Here is a 17,059-nt window from a genome sequence, read left to right on the forward strand (position 1 = left end):
AACTCGGCTGTATGCGAAGCAAGTTGCATCATTGTCATGCACCATTCGAGGGCAATACCCTGAGGCTACTTTCCATGACCGACCACATCAAGGAGGGTCCCATGAGTGTCGCCTTCAAGCAGGTCAAGGTCCGCCCGAAGCCGGGCAAGTAGACGTCCACCGGATGCGATCGGGATCCGGACCGGGCCTCTTCGCCCTCCAGTGGTCCTGATCGCCATCCGCTCTGGCCACCGCGGAGTCCCCGGCCCGGGGACTCCGTCCACTTTCGTGCACCGGGGCGGAGCCCGCGTTGACAGACGCACCGACCGGGACGACGAAGGACGTGGCGGTGTCGGCCGCGACGGTCCTCGCCCTTCTCGACGCCGGGCCCTCGGCGTCGCACGAGGCCCTGTTGCGAACAGCCCGCGACGGCCGCCACAAACTCGCCGCGACCCTGCTGAGCCTGTGGGCCGAGGACGGCGAGCCCCTCACCGGCGCGGAGAGCGCCGAACTGCGCCTGCACCGCGAACGCGTCGAGCACTATCACCTGATCTGGTCACGATTACGGACGGTCGCACCCAGCGCGGCGCTGCTCAAGGGCATGACCATCGCCGGCCTCTACCCGCCGGGGGTGCTCCGCGCCGCCGGTGATCTCGACGTCGTCTGTCCCGAACACGAGGACCTGTGGAGCTGCGCCCGCCGGCTGACCGAGGACGGCTGGAAACCGGCCGCGTTCACCGTGAGCCCCGCGAGGCCGGGCGACGCCGTGCCCCTGCACCTGGGAGCCGAGTTCCGCAGCCCGGCACCCGAGCCGTCCCCCGACCCGTACGCCGTCGGCCTGTTCACCGCTGAGATCGTGACCGAGGTCCGCGCCCCGGCATGGCAGCTGACCCGGCCCTCCCGCTCCCCTCTGGCCGCCTGCGCGGTCGCCCTGGTGGCTGAACGCTGGGAGCGCCCGTTCCGCAGCCGCGACCTGCTCGACCTGGCGCTGCTCCTCCAGCACCTCGACGGCACGGGCGTGGGGCAGTTGCGTACCGACCTCTCCAGGACCGGTCTGTGGCCGGAGTGGCGGGAGGCCGTGCGTGCCATGGCCCGGCTGGGATGGCGGCCCGCCGTGACACTGCCGCGCACCCGGACGGCCGCGGCACGCGCCCGGCTGGTGCGGGCGGCGCGCACGACGGCACGCTGGAGCAGCCCGGTCCGGGCGACCGCGCTGATCGCCCAGTCGGGTGTCGAGGGCGAGGGCGGACGTCTCGCGGAACTCGCCTCGGACCTGGCCCACCGCGCCATCGGCGCCCGGCGGCTGCTCGGCGCCGGGCTGCCGCTGTTCGGCGTACCCCTGGACGACGAGCCGGCCGACCGGCTGCGCCTGGACGACGTGGGCCGCCACCTCGTCGCGCGGACCCCACTCGGCTCGTTCCTGCTGGTGTCGGGCGCCGCCCGGCGGGAGTGGCTCGACGAGGCGGGCGGTGGTGGCAGGGCCGCCGTGGAGTCCGGCACGTGAACCTCCCGCGCCACCCGGCGGACAAGCCCCCGAGGACCCCCACGGCGACAGGAGCGTGATGACGGACAGCGGAAACGGCAGCGGTGGCGGTGATGGTGGCGGTACCCGTCCGCGCGACGGCGAACCGGCCGTCGAGACGAGCGGGTTGCGAAGGGAGTACCGCACACGGCGCGGCCCCGCGGTCGTAGCGCTCGACGACGTCTCGGTCACCGTGGAGCGGGGCGAGGTGCACGGGCTCCTCGGCCCGAACGGCGCGGGCAAGAGCACCCTGATGAAGATCCTCTCCACGGTGCTGCTGCCGACCTCGGGCACCGGCCGGGTGCTCGGCCACGACCTGACCACCGAACACCGGCTGATCCGGCCCCTGCTGGGCATCGTCTTCGGCGGCGAGCGCGGCCTCTACCCTCGCCTGACGGCACGTCAGAATCTGCGGTACTGGGCCGCCTTGTACGGTCTGACGAGCCGCGACGGCGCCGCCCGCACCGACGTGCTGCTCGACGAACTCGGGCTCGCCGAACGCGCCGACGACCGGGTGGAGACCTTCTCCGTGGGCATGCGCCAGCGCCTCCACCTCGCCCGCGGCATCATCGGCGACCCCCGCGTCCTGCTGCTCGACGAACCGACCAGCGGCCTGGACCCGCTGGCAGCACGGCAGTTGCGCGAGCTGATACGGCGGCTCGCCGGCGAGGGGCGCACCGTGCTGCTCGCCACGCACGACCTGGCCGAGGCCGAAGTGCTCTGCGACCGCGTCACCATGATCAACCACGGGCGGGTGGTCGCCGCGGAGGCTCCGAAGACGCTCGCCCGGCTCGTCCCGCACCAGGAACGCGTCCGGATCCGCGCCGAGAAACCCCTGCTCACCCTCGTACGGGCACTCCCGGGCATCCTCGGTGTGGAACCCGCCGACGACGGCACGACGGTCGTCACGGTGGACGGCAAGGAGACCGTGGGCCGCGTACTCGCCTTCGTCGTCGAGCGGGGCGTGACCGAGGTCCGCACCGAACTCCCCGGCCTCGAAGAGGTCTACCTGCGACTCGTGCACCGCAACGAGACGCGCAGTGTGGTGAACCGGTGAGCCTGCTCGCGGCCGCCGGCCGGTTCCAGGGACGCCTGGTCCTCACCCACCGCGACTACCTCATCGACCTGGTGCGCACACCGCTGCTCGCGTCGGTCTTCCTGCTCCTGATCCGGCACAACGACCGTCCCGACCTCCTCGCCAACGGTCTCCTCGCCCCTGTGCTGATGGGGGTGTGGAGCATGGCGATGCTGATCTCCGGGGAGGTCGTGGACAACGACCGCTGGCTCGGCACGCTGGAGCTTCAGATCGCCGCGCCGGCCGACTTCGCCGGAGTGGTCCTCAGCCGGGTCTGGGTGACCACGGCGATCAGCCTCCTGACCGTGCTGGAGGTCGCCGCCGTCGCGTTCCTCGGCTTCGGCACCGTTCCCCACGTACCGCACCCCGGCGTCTTCGCCCTGGCGCTCCTGGCCACAGCCCTCGCCACCGCGGGCACGGCGACCCTGATGGCCGCGCTGTTCGTCGCGACCCGGACGGCCCGTACCTTCCAGAACTCCCTCAGCTACCCCGTCCTGCTGCTCGGCGGAGTCTTCACCCCCCTCGACCGGCTGCCCGAGTGGACCCATCCCGTCGGCCGTCTGATCTACCTCTCCTGGAGCTCCGACCTGCTGCGCGACGCGCTCGCACCGGCGCCGGTCACCTCCGTCGCGTGGCGCACCGGCGCCATCCTCGGTCTCGGCCTCGTCACCGGGGCCGGCGGACGACTCCTGCTCGGCAGGGTCGTACGGCTCGTCCGCGAGAACGGGACGGTGGGACTGCGATGAGCCGCACCGCGTACGACATCCGGACGGGCCGCCGCACCCGGGTGCTGGGCTGGGCCGCACGCGCCGGCGCCGCCGACTACGGCACCGTGTTCACCTGGAAGACCTGGCTGCTCGGCTGGTTCGTCCGCATGCTCGCCCAGGTGCTCTTCTTCGCCACCATCGGCAACCTGCTCGGGCCGGGGCAGGCCCGCTATCTCCTGGTCGGCAACGCGGTGGCGCTCGTCGCGCTGCACGGCGTGTTCGCGACCGCGTCCACCACTTGGGAACTCCAGAACGGCACCCTTGCCCTGCTGGTCGCCTCTCCCAGCAGCCCCGCCCTCGTCCTCGTCGGACGGAGCCTCTTCTGGCTGCCGGACGGGGTCGCCTGCGGGCTGGGTGCCGTCCTCATCCTCGCCCCGGTGGCCGGACTGAGTCTGACGGTGACCTCGGTGGCCCTGCTCGCCGCTCTGCTGATTCTGGTCGCGGTGACGAGCTACTGCCTCGGCCTGTTCCTCGGATCCCTGGTGCTGACCGCCGTGGACCTGCGCAACGTCGTGTCCAACGCGGCGTTCACGGTGATGCTGATCGTCTGCGGACCGGAGGTGCCCTCGCACGCCGTCGGCCCCGTCCTCGCCGGGTTCGGCCAAGTACTCCCCCTCACCCACGGACTGCTCGCGATCCGCGAGGTGCTGGCGGGCGGGGCGAGCGCGCACACGGCCGCATTGGCCGGCTGGGAGACGCTGATCGGCGTCTGCTGGCTGACGGCGGCGCTCACCGCGCTGGCTCTACGGGCCCGCAGAAGCAGGCGGGACGGGGCGGCACTGTTCCTGGGCTGATGCGGCGGGCGGCCCGGGTTGGTGGGGCAATATCCGGGCTGCTGTGCCGGGCGGCCTGAGTCGATGGGAAGCTGCGCCCGGGCTGAAACGCCGGGCGGCGGGTGGCACGTACGACACGAAAGGCGTCCTGCCGGTCCCGCCGGTTACGACGCGCGCGGAACGTCCCCTTCCATGCGTTGGGCGGGGTGGCTGCTTAGCGTGACCCCATGACCACTGTCCAAGCCCTGCCCACCCCCGACCAGCGGCGGTGGAAGGCGCTCGCCGTCTGTCTGACGGCGGGCTTCATCTCGCTGCTCGACACCTCGATCGTGAACGTGGCGCTGCCCTCGATGGAGCACGGGCTGGCAGCCTCGGAGGCCGCCCAGTCCTGGGTGGTCTCCGGGTATGCCCTGACCTTCGGGCTGGTGCTCGTACCGGCGGGCCGGCTGGGCGACATGCGCGGGCGCCGCCAGGCGTTCCTGGTGGGGCTGGCGTTGTTCACACTGGCCTCGGCGGCGTGCGGGCTCGCTCCCAGCGCCACGTGGCTGGTGGTGTTCCGGCTGATCCAGGGCACGGCGGCCGGCATGGTCGCCCCGCAGACCTCGGGGCTGATCCAGCAGATGTTCCAGGGGGCTGAGCGGGCCAAGGCGTTCGGCCTGCTGGGCAGTGTCATCGGGATCTCGACGGCGGCCGGTCCACTGGCGGGCGGCCTGCTGATCGATGCCGTGGGAACCGACGACGGCTGGCGCTGGGTGTTCTTCGTCAACCTGCCGATCGGGGTGGCCGCGTTCGTCGCGGGACTGCGGCTGCTGCCCCGCTTCCCGTCGACGGGCAGGCGCGAGGAGTTCGACCCGTTCGGCGTACTGCTCCTCGGTGCCGCCGTGCTCGCGCTCATGCTGCCGCTCGTTCAGGAACAGCAGTGGACCGGCCGACTGAAGTGGGCTCTGCTGCCGGTGGCCGCGCTGCTGCTGCTCACGTTCTGGATGTGGGAGCGGCGTCAGAAGCTGCGCGGGCGCGCCCCACTGGTCGATCTGGACCTGTTCTCCTTGCGCTCGTTCACGCTCGGTTCCCTGATCAGCCTGACCTACTTCGCGGGCTTCACCACGGTCTTCTTCGTCTACTCCTTGTTCCTCCAGAACACGGCCCGGTACAGCGCGCTGGCGGCCGGTGTATCGGTGCTGCCCTTCGCCGCGGCGTCCGCGGTCGGCGCCGCCATCGGGGGCAAGCTGGTGATGCGCCACGGACGCAAGCTGGTGGTCTTCGGCCTCCTCGCGGTGGTGGTGGGCCTGCTCGGGGTGGTCGTGGCGGTGCAGCTGGTGCCCCTCCAGAGTGTCGGGTGGGCCACGGCCCTGCCCATGGTGATCGGCGGGCTCGGCTCGGGCCTCACGGTCTCCCCCAACACGACGCTCACTCTGACCCTCGTCCCCGTGCAGCGTGCCGGTGCGGCCGGCGGTGTGCTCCAGACGGGCCAGCGCATCGGCTCGGCGGCCGGCATCGCCGTGGTCGGCTCGGTGTACTTCGCGCATCAGACCGGCCACGGCCGCTCCGTGACGGCCATTCAGCTCGGGCTGCTCACCGCCGTCGGGATGAGCGTGGTCGCCCTGCTGCTGGCCGTGGCCGACCTGCGCGTGCGCCAGGCCCACCCCGAGGCGGAACGGGTTCCGGCGACGGTCCGGCGGGGTCACGAGGACGGTGACACGGAGAAGGCGGGACGACGCGGCTGACCACTCAACCCTTCGGACACGGATTCCCCGCCCAACCCCTCGGACGAGGTTTCGCCGCCCAACCCCTCAGACGAGGTTTCGCGGCGTCAGGCCTTCGTGCTTCCGGTACGAGGGCCGGCGTCCGGCCGCCGGGCAGGACCACGCACTGGACCGGCTACGCGAAACGATCCTGAACCGGCTCGGACGCCGGCCGCGAGCACGACTGCCGACAGCGGCAATGATGTGGCGACGAGGGCAGGATTCGAACCTACGTCCACCCGGGATCAGAGCCGGGCGCTCCTCCACAGAGCTTCCTCGTCGCCACGTCGATCATGACGGGGCCTGATGTTCCGGGCAACCGAATTCCCCGAGCCGTCGGGCAGGCAGTCACAGCCACTCCCCTGCCGCCGCACGCTTGCCATTGCCGGAGAACACTCCCGCCGACCGGAGGGCACTGGCCATGAGAGGGTCCGCGACGGCGACGCCGTGTACGAGTTCGGGCGTCCGACGGAAGGCGACAGCCTCGGCCGTCGGCCTGGCGGCGGTCCAGGCGCCGGCGACGGGATCCCGCCGATGCCGGGCGCAGACCGCCTCGACCAGCGAACGCGGGCATTCCTTCTCTCCCCGGAGTACTTCCCAGGGCAAGGGCAGCTCTGCCCAGATGTACGTGTCCGGGTGCAGCCCGCCACCGCTCACGCGGTGCCAGTACGCCACGTCGGCTGCCATCAGGCGGGGAACCTTGCCCGGGCAGAACCGGTCCAGAATCTGCTCCTCGCCCAGTTCGGACAGAATCGCGAACCAATGCGCCCGCGCCGTGTTCCACGCCTGCGCGGCCTGGTTCCACGTCGACGAGTCGTCGCCGCGGCGCACGACCATGGTTCCGCGTTCCAGCGGGTGCCGGTTCCAGGCGTCCTCCAGCAGGTCCGCGACCTGCCGCAGAAAGCCGTTCCACCGGACCAGCAGCCGAGTGAGATCCTCGTCGGAGACCGCGGCCAGCACCTCCGGCGTGGGATGCACATGCGCGACCGCGGACCAGCAAGTCCGCTCGGGCCGCGCGCGCAGACGCCGGAACAGCGCCTCGGCGACCTCGTCGTAGACCTGGCGCTGGCTGACGTCCGTGAAGACGCTGCGCATGTGGCCCCGCGCCGTGATGTACGCGATGAAGGCCGCCGTGTCCGGGTCCTCGGCGAAGAGTCCGTACGGCAGTACGTGCGCGAGTGCTCCCTTGCCTGTCATCGTCACCTCGCGGCGGCGTCGCTCGTGGACCAGCCGTGCCAGTTTGGCCTCCGTCCGGCGCAGGAGACGGAAGCGCTTGTTGTACTGGCGCTTGGATACCTCACCGAGGCCGGCAGCGGTTCGCTCGGCCCGGTCGAGGCGGTCGACGCCGAAGTCGTTCTGGCCGTAGACCCGGCCTATGGACTCGCCCGCGCTCCGGATCACCGCTTCGATCCGGTCCGGATCGTCTCCGGCGCTGTCCGGAAGCTCCGGCACCTCCGCGAACAGCGTTGCCACTCGGGCGAGCTGGCGCTGTGCGCCGACCGGGCGGGCGAAGTCCTCCCGCATGGAGGTGTAGCCGTGCCAGAGGTTGCGCAGTGAGTGCTCGGCGGCTTTGGCGAGTGCCGCCTCGGTGGCCTCGTCGAGTTCGGTGCCCTGTGCCGCGTGCAGATCCTGGATGAGCCCGGCCACATCCTCCGGTCGCTTGCGCAGGGTGAGCGAGGCGTGCAGTTCCCGGAGGAGATCTTCGACGGTGGGCGACGGCATGAGCGTCACCTTGTCATTCCTCGGCCGAGCACCCAACTGGATATTCACCTCTGTCAGCGGGGCGTGGCGGAGCAGGGCTCACCCTGGTCCACGCTGGACTGGTCCTGGTCGAACGCGCCGCACGCTGCCACGGCCACCGGCTTCTGGCCCACCTGGCGCAGCAGGACGAGGGTCTTGTCGGCAGGCGGCTGATTCACCCCGGGCGCGTACTGCACATAGCCGGTGGCGCCGTTGAAGGTGGCTCCGCTGTTTCTGAAATTGATCTCCATCTGGCTGGGCGGGGCGGCCGGTTGCTGGTTGTACGTCATGTTGGCCACCAGCGAGAACGTGTGGAACGCGTCGTACGCGACCGCGGAGTGCCCGTCCTGCACCCACGGATCGTCGCCGGTGGTCGTGGTCCTGACGAAGTTCTCGTAGTCGTTGACGAAGTTGCGGGTGATCGCGCTCGCCCGCTTGTCGTCGTCGGGCAGGCGGTGCGCGGAGTAGTAGAGACGGAGCCAGTCCTTGTTGTTGAAGGCACCGGTCTGGGACACGTTGGTCAGCTCGTTGCCGCCGAGCACGGTGAGGTCGCGCTGGAGGCAGGTGCCGTCCGTGTTGAACGCGTTGATGAAAGCGGTGAAGTCCCGTGCCCGGGCGGACCAGTAGATGACGGAGTCCGGCTGTCTCTTGACTTCGGCGCAGACCCTGGCCGCGAGATCCGCCGCGGTGTCGTAGGCGGGCGTGCCGGCGGGCGGCGCGGCGGAGGCCTTGTCCTGCGTGAAGTTGAGCAGCAGCTTGCTCCCGGTGAAGTCCTTCACGAACTGGCCGGCGAGGCTCCGGCTGTACAGGTCCCCGTACGTCTCGATGACGACGGCGTGCCGAGCGGGCACGCAGCCGCCGTCCGGTCGGGCCACGATGTCGGACGTGGCGACGAAGTTCGCCTCGATCGCGCCCTCGCGGCTGTTGAGCGGAGTTATGGGCCAGTAGTTCTGCCCACCGAGCATCTCGTCGGCGGTGGCGGTGGTGTCGACAGCGAGGATCTTCGCCCGGTCGAGGACCGTGAGGGCCGCTTTGGTCTCGTCCCTGCTCTGCGCATAGCCGAGAACACCGATGACCCGCTGATACGCGGGGCTCCCCTTGCCGTCCCCGATCTCCTTGACCAGCTCCTTCGCCGCCTGCTCGGCGCCCGCGAAGGCGACGCCGGTCTCGCGGACGTCGACGCGGAGCGGCACCTGCGAACTGTCGGAGTTCGCGTCGTCGTTGAGCTTCTTCTGCCACATGGCGATGCCGCGCAGCTCCGGAATGACGCCGTCGAAGACGGTGTCCCTGGAGCTGGTGGGCCGGTTGGAAACGAACACCACGACGGTGCGTACGGTCCTGCCGGCCTTGGCGAAGTCCACCGCCCGCGCGTTCTGGGCGTCGATCTCCTTCACTGCCGCGTCGTACCACTCGGCGGGGCGGACCTCGATCGGCTGCGCGCGGGCGGACTTGTCCACCGTGTCGTCGCCACCGACGCAGGGCGACATCTGCGGGGTGGGGATCCAGATGACGATCCCGGCTACGACGACCGACGCCATGGCGGTCACCATGGCCGTCGCGAACCGCCAGTTCGTGCGGAAGGACGCCAGGGTCTTCGCCTTGGCAACGGGGTGTCCCGCCCGCAGGAGAGCCTCCGCGCCGAACCGCACCCGGACCGGTCGGTCATGCCCGCGCGCGAGGCAGCCCGCCGCCGTGGCGAAATTCCGGTCGCCGGGCTCCAGCTGGTCGAGCAGTGCCGTCGAAGCCTGCCCCACCGCGACGACGAGCGGGCCGGGCGGTTGCGCAGCGTTGGCCGCGGTGGCTGAATGGGCCGCGTGGAAGGCCTTCAGGAAGCGCTCGGCCGCCACCCCTTGCATGCTGTCGTGCGGCAGGGCCAGCAACAGCACCGGCCGTGCGGTCCGGCGCCGTCTTTTGGGCAGCAGCCCGCCCACGGACGGCGCCCCCAGGTCCTCCAGCAAAGCCCGTACGAGCAGGTTCTCGCAAACCTGCAACGCCTCTTCGCCCAGGGGTGTCCCGTTGAAGAGCCCCGACGTCCACATCCAGTGGTAGACCGCCCCGAACAGGTCCTCGCCACGTTCTGCGTCCAGTTCGGTCCCCAGGCGGCGACGTCGGCGATTCCTCGGCGACAGGCTCAGGGGCCGGGTGAGGCGATGTGTTTTCCAGCGTGCCCAGAGCCACCGCGGCAGATTCTGGAACGCGGGCGCCCAAACGGTGTTGATCAGCCAGCCGATCGCCCCCTGGGAACCGGAGGGCCGCTCTCCGCCGCCGATCCGCCACAAGAGGGCCGGGAGTCCCGCGGCTTCGGCTCTGACGGCATACAGCCTGTTCCGGATCGCCCGGGCAGCGGCATCCGTCCTTTGCCCGTCACCCAGCTTCACGGCCTCCGCCAGCACGTCCCTCAGCAGGGAGAAGGACGGAAGGCGATCCGGTGTCATGTTGCCGGGAATGCCACGCAACAGCTCTTCAGCGGCAGCGCGGGCCCACGAAGCCCCCGGGTCGTTGCCGACGCGGAGTACCGCGTACGGCACGAGCTTGCCCCGGTCTTCGATCGCCCCCCGCAGCGCCTCGACCACCCTGTTCACATGCTTGTCGTACTCCGGGTCGGCAGCGGGCACGGACAGGAGGAAGAGCGGCAACGGATTCTTGAGTTTGTCCCGAGCTCCAGGGGCCACAGCCGTCGAATACTCGTTGGTGAATGTTTCCGAACCGGCTTCGTACGGAAACCCCTGAGGTGCACCTGCCGGGACGCCCAAGGCGCGTTCTCCCCGCTGTCAAGTCGCCGTTCCGGTGAAAGGCAATGACAGGTTAGTGTCCCCAGCGAGGCCCACCAAAACGCCGGTTTGCACAGGACACTGCGCGATTTGACGAAACGGAAGAATGAAACTTCGTTCGATAGTCGAAGCTCGCCTGGCTTTGATCGCTATTGACCGGCCTCAACCGGAAGCATGATCTGACCGTTGCGCTGACTGCTTGTCAAAGCTGCCTGGGGGCCGGGTTCCCCACTCGCGGAACCCGAGCGTCGGGGGCCTCACCTGTGCACGTGTCCGGCCCCACGCCCGCCGCACCCGAAGCCCCGGAAAACTCTGTGGCCACGCTGTCAGCAGTGCCGCTTATGCTGCACCGAACGATCATGCAGGACCAGGGGAGGGCGCGGCATGTGGGGCAGGGTTTTCGGCAGGGGTGCGGAGAGACCGGCGGCGGATCCGTACGCGCTTCCGGTATCGCGCAGGGGCAGGAACGGGATGCACACGCTGCGCGCGCTCGGAGACGTACGGGTGTGCGCGCTGGTGGGGGCGGCCGAGGACGGCGACTGGGAGGCGGTCAAGGCGGCGCTGGCCCCTTTCGATCTCGGGCGCGACCATCAAGTCCTTGCCGAAATAGCCGAGTTGAACGGGGTGCAGAACTGGATCGGCCGGGCCGTCGAAGAGGACAAGGAACACCGGGCGACGGCCCTGCTGATATCCGGCGCGCGTCACGTCTTCTGGGGCTGGGAGGCACGGACCAGGGCGCTCGCCGCGCATGTCACGCAGGAACAATGGCGTGTCTTCCACGAGCGACTCCTCATCGGGGAGGAGCAGTTGCTCGAGGCCGCCGAGCTGCGCCCGGAGTGGATCACCCCCTGGCGCCGTCTGCTCACCTCCGGCCGGGGCATGTCGCTGCCCTCCGCCGTGAAGGAGGCCCGGCTCGACGCAGCTCTGCGCCGTGACCCACTGGATCTGGAGACCCACATCGAGTGGGTGTCGCAGTTGCAGCCCCGCTGGGGCGGCGATCCAGGAGAGGCCCTGGCGTTCGCGCGCGACGCGATCGGCCGCGCCCCGCAGGGGCATCGCCTCGGCTGTGTGATCGCCATGGCCCACATCGAGGACTGGGTCGAGTCGGAGCGTTCGGACTTCCTCGAAACCCCCGAGATACAGGCCGAGTTGCGGACGGTGGCCGACCACAGCATCCTCCACCCCGCCTACACGCGACGCCCTGGCTGGCAGCACGACTTCAACGTCTTCGCGATGGCCCTGTCGCTGGCCGGTGAGCGCCACACGGTCCGCCGTGTCTTCCAGGCGCTCGACGGCGCCTACACCAGTTGGCCGTGGACCTACTTCACGGAGCCCGAGAAGCAGTTCGCCCTCCATCTCCGCGGCGCCTGAGCACACGCCGATCCCGCCATCCGCCTTCTCTCCCCCTCCGGACTGCCCGATGACACTGCATGACAGCGCCGCGATCCCGGCCGGCGACGACCGCACCTTCCAAGTGGATCTGCGCGGCCTCGTCGACCTCCTCTCCCATCACCTCTACTCCAGCCCCCGCGTCTACCTGCGTGAACTCCTTCAGAACGCGGTCGACGCGCTGACGGCCCGGCACACCCTCGAACCGGGCGCCCCCGCCGACGCGTTCGGTATCCGTCTGCATGCCGACGGTTCGGTGGTGCGTGTCGAGGACGACGGTGTCGGTCTCACCGAGGCCGACGTGCACACCTTCCTCGCCACGATCGGCCGCAGCAGCAAGCGCGCGGAGCGCATTGCCGAGCAACGCGGTGATTTCATCGGCCAGTTCGGTATCGGTCTGCTGTCCTGCTTCCTGGTCGCCGACGAGATCCACGTCCTGAGCCGCTCCGCCCGTACCCCCGACGCGCCCGCCGTGGAGTGGCGAGGGCGCGGCGACGGCAGCTACAGCGTCCGCACCCTGCCCGCGTCCGCCCGCCCCCGGCCCGGCACCACCGTCACCCTGACACCGCGCGCCGACGCCGGCGAATGGACCCGGCCGGTCCAAGTCCAAGCACTGGCACGGCACTTCGGCTCCCTGCTGCGCCACCCGGTGACCTTCACCGGCGGTGCGGGCGGCACGGCCGCGCCGGTCAACCCCGAACCCGCGCCCTGGGCAGTCACGTATCCCACGCCCGGAGCCCGTTCGCGCGCCCTGGCCGCCTACGGCGAGGAGGTCTTCGGCTTCAAGCCGCTGGACACGATCGAGCTGGACCTGCCGGCCGTGGGCCTCAGGGGCATCGCCTGCGTGCTGCCCGAGACGGTGCCGGCCGGGCGCCGCCACGGGCACCGCGTGCACGTCAAGGGGATGCTGCTGTCCGAGCAGGCCGAGGAGATCCTGCCCGAGTGGGCGTTCTTCGTCCGCTGTGTCGTCGACGCCGAGAGCCTGCGCCCGACGGCCTCCCGCGAGTCACTGTACGAGGACGACACCCTCGCCGCCGTCCGCGACGCCCTCGCCGCGCGGCTGCGGGACTGGATCGCGAAGGCCGCCGCCAGCGATCCGGACCTGCTCGCCCGCTTCCTCCAGGTGCACCACCTGGCCGTCAAGTCGCTCGCGGTGCACGACGACGAGATCCTGCGGATGCTGCTGCCCTGGCTGCCGTTCGAGACCACCGACGGGCACGCCACACTCGACGAGTTCGCACGCACCCACCGGACCGTGCTCGTGACATCGAGTGTGGAGGAGTTCCGGCAGGTCGCGGCGATCGCCTCGGCCGCCGGTCTCGGCGTCGTCAACGGCGGCTACACGTACGACCGCGAACTGGTGCACCGACTGCCGGAGATCAGGCCCGAGGCCACTGTCGCGGACCTCGACCCGGCGACCCTGACAGCCCATCTCGACCCCGTCGACCGCGAGACGGAACTGGCCGCCGCGGCCTATCTCGCCCAGGCTCGTGACGCCCTCGCCGTCTTCGACTGCGACGTCGCCCTGCGCGCGTTCCAGCCCGCCTCCGCCCCCGCCCTCCTCGTCGACAGCCGTGAGGCCCGGCACGAGCGCACCCGCTCCCAGCTCGCCCGCGAGCAGGAAGGCGGCGTATGGGGGGACATTCTCGGCGCGCTCAGGCAGGAGGCTCCGCGGGCCCAGCTGATCCTCAACCAGCTGAACCCGCTGGTCCGCACGGCCGTCACCATCGCCGAGCCGGAGCTGGCCCGCACCAGTGCCGAAGCCCTCTACGGACAGGCCGCGATGCTGTCCCGGCGTCCGCTCAGGCCCGCCGAGTCGAGCCTCATCAACCGCTCCTTCCTCGACCTTCTCGCCCACGCCCTGCGCAAGGACAGCTGACGATGCCGACCGCACCCCAGACCACCGACGAGCTGCTCCAGGCGCTCCAGGAGAACGACCGGCGCCCCTACGGCCGTACGCGCACCGTCACCGCCGAGGAACTCGTCGAGGCGGCTGAGGAGTTCAAGGAGCCCGTACCCCTGATCTACGCCCTCCTCGAACTCCAGGAGGCGTACACCTACGGCTCCGAGCCGCGGAAGTCGCCCGTCGTCTTCGCCCGCCTGCTCAATCTGTTCGACGAGCAGCCCGACGTCTTCGACGAGCGCCTGCGCCACATGCTGTTCTGGCGGTTCAAGTGGGTGGCCAACGCCCTGCTGGCGCTGCCCGAGGTACCGCTGGCCGGCCTGCGCCAGTGGCAGACGGAGATGCGTGACCGGTACGAGAAGGCCGACCTCGGCCTCCAGCCCTACTACGGGCGGGCGTACCAACTCGCCGCCCACACCGGCGAGGACACCGCCCTCGCCTTCGAACTGTGGGCGGGCCGGCCCCGCACCCGGCTCAGCGACTGCGAGGCCTGCGAGATCTGCGAGCGTGCCCTTTACCACCTCGCGGCGGGCGACGACGAGCGGGCTCTGCGCGTCTGGGAGCCCGTCCTGGCCGGGAAGGATTCCTGCCAGGAGGAGCCGGCCCGTTCCATCTCGCACGCGCTGCTGCCCCTGCTGCGCACCGCGGACGTCGAGCGGGCCGTCGAGCTGCACCTCGCCGGCTATCGCGCCTGCCGCCGCAACGCCTCGATGTCGGGCGAGGTCGGCCGTCATCTGGAGTTCTGCGCACTGACCGGCAACGAGGCCCGCGGTCTGGAACTGCTGGCCGAGAACCGGGGGTTGTTCGACGAGGTGGACTCGCCGCGGGACATGCTCGACCTCCTCACCGGAGTGGAGGTTCTCCTGCGGCGGATCGAGCACCTCGGCCACGGTGAGCTGCCCGCCGCCGGATACCCGGGCCGCACCTGGACGGTCGCCGGCCTGCGTGCCGAGGTGGGCAACCGCGCCGACGACCTCACCGCCCGTTTCGACACCCGTAACGGGACCACCGCACACGCCGACCGCCGCAGGGCTCGTATCGAGCGTCTCCCGCTCCTGGACACCCTCGAGCTGACCCTGCGCACCCGCAGCCTCGACGACATCGCCACGGCCCTCCCGGCTGCCGCACCCGCCACCCGTACCATCCCCGCCGTACCCGAATCGCTGAGCGAACTGATCGTCCGGGCAAGGACGTTGGACGACGAGGGTCACCCGGACGCACCGGCCGCCTGGGCCCGGCTTCGCACCCTCACCGCAGCCGGCGACTACGTCCACCCCAACGACCCGGAGGTGGGCCCGCTCGTACGGCTGCGCGCGGACCTGCTGGACGACGAGGCGAACCGCGCGGGCGACAAGGACGAGTTCGCCGCCGCCCGGAGCCTGTACGAGGAAGCCGCGAGCCTGTACGACGATGCCGACACACCGGGTCGGGCGGCGATCGCCCGCGCCTGCGCCCTGCTCGCCGCCGCGGAGGACGTCGACGAAGGAACCGAGGCGAAGGCCGCGGCGCTGACCGCCGCCCACGCGTCCATGGTCGAACTGCACGAGGGGACGCCCGGCCTCTGGCCGGTCCACGAGGCTCGCCTGCTGCGCCTGCGGGCGACCGCGCTGGGCCTGCGTCTCCAGACGTCGGGGAGCGAGGAGCACTCCGCGCCGGTCTTCGCCGAGGTGGATCTGCTTCTCGTATTCGCCACCCGGCACGACGTCGTCGGGCAGGTCTCCGGCGGGCTGCTGCTGCGGGCCGGCACGCACGCGCTCTCCCGCGACCTGCCCACCGCCCTGACCGCGGTCGACGATCTCGTCGACCGGCTGAAGGACCACGGCCCCGCCTGGCACCTGCCCCGCGCGTTCGGGCTGCGAGGCCGGCTCCAGATCGGCCTCCGAGACGCGGAGGGCGCGCACGCGAGCCTGCGCGAGGGCCTGCGGCTGGCCGCCGACTGGCCCGCCCAGGCGGTCGACACGAGCCGCCTCCACCGTGACTTGGCCGAGGTCTGCATGCTCCTGGGGCGCCCCGACGAGGCACTGCGCCACCTGACCCGCTCGGCGGAGCTGGACCTGCGTCACGGCAGCCGCACGGACGCGTATTGCACATACGGCAACGCGGCCCAGCTCGGTCTCGACCTGGGCCGGGTCGAGGACTGCATCGCTCTGCTCGACTCCCTCATGACCGAACCGGACGTCGTGGCCGGAGAGTTGGACGACCGGCTCCTGGCCCAGCTGCGCCTGACCCGGGCCCGGGCGCTGCACGCGGGCGAGGACCTCAAGGCCGCCACGGCGGAACTCGTCGCGCTCGCGGCCGAGTCGGCCGGCTGGGAGGACGACCCGGGAAGCCACGCCATGATCGCCGCCGAGACGGCTGTACTCCTGGGCGAGGCAGGCGAGTTCGACCGCGCCCGGGAGGCCGTGGCCCAGGCACTCGCGGCCCACGCTCAGGCACCGCGGTACGACCAGCTCAGCAACTGCCTGCGCGAACTCGCCCGGCTACAGGCTCAGGAGCACGGCGCGGAGGGTCTGACCGACGCCCTCGCCTTCCTCGCCGACGCCGAGCGGATCGCCGAGGAGGCCCGTGAGGCCGAATACGAGACACGGGGACGCTCCCTTGACTCGGCACTCGCCTACGAACACGGCCGGGTCAACGCCTACGCCGGTGAGCACGAGGACGCCCTGGCCGCGCTGGAGAGGGCCCTCGCTCTGCTCGGCGAGCCGGAACCGGGCGACGACCGGGTCGGCGAATGGGCCGAGTGCACCCGCTTCGCCGGTGCCGTGGAAGGCATCTACCTGGAACGCGTCTCCCCCGCCCTCACCCGCCTCGACGCGGCGATATCCCTCCTGACCGCGTCAGGCCACACCAAGGAGGCCGAGCCCCTGACCGCCTTGACCACGCGCCTGCGCGACGAGAAGTGACCCGACGGCCGCGGTGCCGGGAAGCCTCCTTCTCGCCACCGCGGCCGAAGCGCTTCCCACCTCGGTCAGCGGTCCAGCCGCCTGAGGGGCCCGCCGCACTGCGCCGGCGAGCGGACGAACTGCTGAATGCCGCACGGCACCGTACGGGTGCGCCGGAGGCCTTGGGGATCGCCTCGGCCGTGGCGTGGTCCACCAGCGGCAGCGTCGACGAGACGACTCCGACCGGTTCGCGATCTCTCATGAGGGGTCAACACAGACGAAAATCAGCCACATTCCCCCCACTGGCCAACGATCAAGCACCCAGCCCTCGACACAGGATGCACACGAAACCACGCGTATCGAAGACTGGGCCCGAACCACCGCCCGCAACGCGGCAGGCGGTTTCAGGCCAGCGAGCAGCTCGAACTTCTGTGCGGACATGAGCGTGATCGCTGTAGGGTCGTGCCGCGCCCAACGAGGACCTGACCAGTCCGAAGTCCGCGCGCATCAATCAGC

The 17,059-nt window shown here is 70.8% G+C and carries 10 protein-coding genes and 1 tRNA gene; 8 read left to right on the forward strand and 3 right to left on the reverse strand.

What is annotated here, in order from left to right:
- The first annotated feature begins 289 nt into the window (after positions 1-289).
- The 5 genes from ABZV42_RS03295 (at position 290) to ABZV42_RS03315 (ending at position 5,840) form a co-directional block, all read left to right on the forward strand.
- Entirely contained in the window at positions 290-1,483 is a 1,194-nt protein-coding gene (locus ABZV42_RS03295; protein WP_356050754.1) for a nucleotidyltransferase family protein, read from the forward strand.
- Between the two features lie 58 nt (positions 1,484-1,541).
- Positions 1,542-2,558 carry an ABC transporter ATP-binding protein gene (locus ABZV42_RS03300; protein ID WP_356050755.1) on the forward strand — a complete coding sequence of 339 codons (1,017 nt, stop codon included), beginning with the start codon at positions 1,542-1,544 and terminating at the stop codon, positions 2,556-2,558.
- Entirely contained in the window at positions 2,555-3,322 is a 768-nt protein-coding gene (locus ABZV42_RS03305; RefSeq protein WP_356050756.1) for an ABC transporter permease, read from the forward strand. Before ABZV42_RS03300 ends, ABZV42_RS03305 begins: the two co-directional genes overlap by 4 nt.
- The gene (locus tag ABZV42_RS03310) at positions 3,319-4,137 is read left to right on the forward strand and encodes an ABC transporter permease (RefSeq protein WP_356050757.1); all 819 of its coding nucleotides are present in this window, start codon (positions 3,319-3,321) and stop codon (positions 4,135-4,137) included. The genes ABZV42_RS03305 and ABZV42_RS03310 overlap by 4 nt, the downstream gene beginning before the upstream one ends.
- Before the next feature lie 206 nt (positions 4,138-4,343).
- Positions 4,344-5,840, forward strand: coding sequence for an MFS transporter (locus tag ABZV42_RS03315; protein WP_356050758.1), 1,497 nt, complete (start codon positions 4,344-4,346; stop codon positions 5,838-5,840).
- Positions 5,841-6,063: 223 nt separating this feature from the next.
- Here the strand turns inward: ABZV42_RS03315 and ABZV42_RS03320 are convergent.
- The 3 genes from ABZV42_RS03320 to ABZV42_RS03330 form a co-directional block, all read right to left on the reverse strand.
- A tRNA-Gln gene (locus tag ABZV42_RS03320) sits at positions 6,064-6,139 on the reverse strand.
- A 67-nt stretch (positions 6,140-6,206) separates the two neighbouring features.
- Complete coding sequence (locus ABZV42_RS03325; protein WP_356050759.1) at positions 6,207-7,580, reverse strand: hypothetical protein; 1,374 nt, start codon at positions 7,578-7,580, stop codon at positions 6,207-6,209.
- A gap of 53 nt (positions 7,581-7,633) precedes the next feature.
- Positions 7,634-10,213 carry an ABC transporter substrate-binding protein gene (locus ABZV42_RS03330; protein WP_356050760.1) on the reverse strand — a complete coding sequence of 860 codons (2,580 nt, stop codon included), beginning with the start codon at positions 10,211-10,213 and terminating at the stop codon, positions 7,634-7,636.
- Positions 10,214-10,753: 540 nt separating this feature from the next.
- On the opposite strand from ABZV42_RS03330, the gene ABZV42_RS03335 reads away from it, so the two are divergent.
- The 3 genes from ABZV42_RS03335 to ABZV42_RS03345 are packed head-to-tail and all read left to right on the forward strand — an operon-like array spanning position 10,754 to position 16,564.
- Positions 10,754-11,740: a hypothetical protein gene (locus tag ABZV42_RS03335; protein WP_355982496.1), complete on the forward strand. Its 987-nt coding sequence runs from the start codon at positions 10,754-10,756 to the stop codon at positions 11,738-11,740.
- A gap of 49 nt (positions 11,741-11,789) precedes the next feature.
- Positions 11,790-13,637, forward strand: a complete 1,848-nt coding sequence (locus ABZV42_RS03340; protein WP_355982494.1) for an HSP90 family protein — start codon at positions 11,790-11,792, stop codon at positions 13,635-13,637.
- 2 nt (positions 13,638-13,639) lie between these two features.
- Positions 13,640-16,564 carry a hypothetical protein gene (locus ABZV42_RS03345; protein WP_356050761.1) on the forward strand — a complete coding sequence of 975 codons (2,925 nt, stop codon included), beginning with the start codon at positions 13,640-13,642 and terminating at the stop codon, positions 16,562-16,564.
- Positions 16,565-17,059 lie beyond the last annotated feature (495 nt).

This window comes from Streptomyces sp. NPDC005281, from assembly GCF_040607495.1.
In the GTDB taxonomy this organism is placed as follows: Bacteria; Actinomycetota; Actinomycetes; order Streptomycetales; family Streptomycetaceae; genus Streptomyces.